Below are 3,442 nucleotides of genomic sequence, written 5' to 3'. Positions count from 1 at the left end.
CCGGCCTGGAGCAGTACCTGCCGCTGTTCTTCGAGCAGACCGCCACCCTCTTCGAGCACCTGGCCGAGGGCACGCGGGTGGCCATGCTGCCCGGGGTGTTCGAGGCCGCCGAGCACCACTGGGCGGCCATCGAGAGCCGCTACGAGAACCTCGGGGTCGATCCGACCCGCCCGCTGCTGCCTCCCCATCGCGCCTTCGTGCCCGTGTCCGAGGCGTTCGGCGCCATCAAGCGCCATCCCCGGGTGGCCCTGACCGACGATGAGGCGCATCGGCATGCCGTGGCGCCGGCCACCCGCACGCCCCCGACGGTGACCGTGAATGCCCGGGCGAAGGAGCCGCTGGCCGCCCTGGAGAGCTTCCTCGCCGACCACCCGGCCACCCGAGTGCTGTTCGTTGCCGAGTCCCGCGGCCGCCGCGAGGCCCTGGAGGAGACCCTGGGGCCGCTGAGGCTCGAGCTACGACACGCGGAGGACTTTCCCGCCTTCCTGGAGAGCGAGGCGCGCCTGGCGATCACCGAGGGCGAGATCGACGCCGGCCTGTGGCTGACCGACCCCGACCTGGCGGTGATCAGCGAGACCGAGCTGTTCGGCGAGGTGGTGCGCCAGAGCCGCCGCCGCGAACGGGCGACCGATGAGAACGAGCTGGCGATTCGCCACCTCTCGGAACTGCGCCCCGGCGCCCCGGTGGTCCACCAGGCCCATGGCGTGGGCCGCTACAAGGGGCTCGAGACGATCGAGGCCGGTGGCCAGGCCGCCGAGTTCGTGACCCTGGAGTATGCCGACGGGGCCCGGCTCTACGTGCCGGTGGACAGCCTGCACCTGATCTCGCGCTACGCCGGCGCCGACGACGAGCTGGCGCCCCTGCATCGCCTGGGCTCGGATCAGTGGGAGAAGGCACGACGGCGCGCCGCCGAGAAGATCCGCGACACCGCCGCCGAGCTGCTCGACATCTATGCCCGCCGCGAGGCCCGGGAGGGCTTTGCCTGCGCGGCGCCCGACGCGGAGTACGCCCGCTTTGCGGCCAGTTTCCCCTTCGAGGAGACGCCCGACCAGCGCGCCGCCATTCAGGCGGTGATCGGCGACATGACCGCGCCGCGCCCCATGGACCGGGTCGTCTGCGGCGATGTGGGCTTCGGCAAGACCGAGGTCGCCATGCGGGCGGCCTTCCTGGCCGTGAACTCCGGCCGCCAGGTGGTGGTGCTGGTGCCCACTACCCTGCTCGCCCGCCAGCACTACGAGAACTTCCGCGACCGCTTCGCCGACACCGCGGTGAACATCGAACTGATCTCGCGCTTCACCTCGGGCAAGGGGCAGGCCGCCTCCCTGAAGCGCATCGAGGAGGGCCAGGCGGACATCGTCATCGGCACCCACAAGCTGCTGTCGAAGAACACCAAGCTGCCGCACATGGGGCTCTTGATCATCGACGAGGAGCATCGCTTCGGCGTGGCCCAGAAGGAGCGCCTCAAGAGCCTGCGCGCCGAGGTCGATATCCTGACCATGACCGCCACGCCGATCCCGCGGACGCTGAACATGGCGATGAGCGGCATCCGCGACTTGTCGATCATTGCCACCCCGCCGGCGCGGCGCCTCTCGGTGAAGACCTTCGTCCAGCAGCGTGACGAGGCGGTGATCAAGGAGGCGATCCTGCGCGAGATCCTGCGCGGCGGCCAGGTCTACTTCCTGCACAACGAGGTCAAGACCATCGAGACCACCGCCGAGACGATACGCGAGCTGGTGCCGGAGGCACGCGTCGGCGTCGCCCACGGCCAGCTGCCGGAGCGCTCCCTGGAGCGGGTGATGTCGGACTTCTACCACAAGCGCTTCAACGTGCTGATCTGCTCGACCATCATCGAGACCGGCATCGACGTGCCCAGCGCCAACACCATCGTCATCGAGCGAGCCGACAAGTTCGGCCTGGCCCAGCTCCACCAGCTGCGCGGCCGGGTCGGGCGCAGTCACCACCAGGCCTATGCCTACCTGCTCGCTCCGCCGCCGAAGGCGATGACCAAGGATGCGGTCAAGCGGCTGGAGGCCATTGCCGGTGCCGAGGACCTGGGCGCGGGCTTCACCCTGGCCAGCCACGACATGGAGATCCGTGGTGCGGGCGAACTGCTCGGCGAGGAGCAGAGTGGCCAGATGGAGGCCGTCGGCTACGGCCTCTACATGCAGATGCTCGACCGGGCCGTGACGGCGATCCGCGAGGGCCGCACGCCCAACATCGAGGCGCCGCTGGACCAGGGCGTCGAGGTCAGCCTCAACCTGCCGGCCTTGATCCCCGATGACTACCTCCACGACGTCCAGCAGCGCCTGGTGATGTACAAGCGCATCGCCAGCGCCAGCGACGAGGCCGAGCTCAAGGAGCTGCAGGTGGAGATGATCGACCGCTTCGGCCTGCTGCCGGCCCCGGTGAAGACCCTGTTGCGCCAGACCCGCTTGCGCCAGCGCGCCGAGCGCCTGGGCATCACCCGCCTGGAGGCCGGCCCCGAGAAGGGCCGGGTGATCTTCTCCGGCCAGACCGCCGTCGACCCGCTGGTGCTGGTGGAGTTGATCCAGCGGGCGCCGGAGCGCTATCGCCTGGACGGTGCCGATACCCTGCGCTTCGAGGCGGACATGGAGAAGGAAGAGGCGCGCTTCCAGGCGGTGGAGCAGCTGCTCGAGACCCTCAACCGCAAGGCCGAGGCAGCGTAGAGTGACGAGCGGACAAGCGGCCAAGCGGCCAAGCGGCCAAGCGGCCAAGCGGCCAAGCGGCCAAGCGGCCAAGCAGATGTTCAACGAGAAAGTGGAGCACAGTTACTACTTGCTGCCGGCGCGTCGCTCCGCTGGCGAAGAGCCTGCCGTCCGGCGATACTGTCCTTGCAGAGCCCCATGGTGGGCCCGGTGCAGCCCCCGCCCCATGGCCTGCCCCCTGGCAACAACGAGAACATGACGTCAATGAAACACGCTTCCCCGCTCGGGCGCGTCGCCCGATTCGCTACGGCGCTGGGGCTCTGTGCCACCCTGACCGCGCCGCTGAACGCCGGCACCGAGACGTGGCCCCGCGGCCACTACCCCCTTCCCGCGGAGGGGGACCTGGTCGGCGAGGTCTATACCATCGTCGCCGAGAGCGGTGACACCCTGATCGATATCGGCCACGAGCACGGCATCGGCTACGAGGAGATGGTGCGCGCCAATCCCGACATCAGCATCTGGGCGCCCTTCGAGGGCACGGAGGTGGTGATTCCCGGTCGGTTCATCCTGCCCGACGGGCCCCGCGAGGGCCTGGTGGTCAACGTGGCGGAGATGCGTCTCTACTACTACCCCCCGGCCGAGGAGGACGAGACGCCGCGTGTCGAGACCTACCCCATCGCCGTGGGGCGCATGGACTGGCAGACCCCCCTGGGCACCACCCGCATCACCGAGAAGGTCAAGGATCCGGCCTGGTATCCGCCCGAGTCGATCATCAG

The 3,442-nt window shown here is 69.4% G+C and carries 2 protein-coding genes; both read left to right on the top strand.

What is annotated here, in order from left to right; all coding sequences use genetic code 11:
* A partial coding sequence (mfd, locus tag RI841_RS15535; protein WP_310706535.1) for a transcription-repair coupling factor occupies positions 1-2,687 on the top strand: 2,687 nt, incomplete at its 5' end.
* 243 nt (positions 2,688-2,930) lie between these two features.
* The coding region (locus RI841_RS15530; protein ID WP_310706534.1) for a L,D-transpeptidase family protein at positions 2,931-3,442 on the top strand (512 nt) is incomplete at its 3' end.

This window comes from Halomonas sp. (genome assembly GCF_031581305.1).
Classification (GTDB): Bacteria; Pseudomonadota; Gammaproteobacteria; order Pseudomonadales; family Halomonadaceae; genus Halomonas.
Note: the sequence above shows the minus strand (reverse complement) of the source record. Positions and strands in the feature narration are given on the sequence as shown.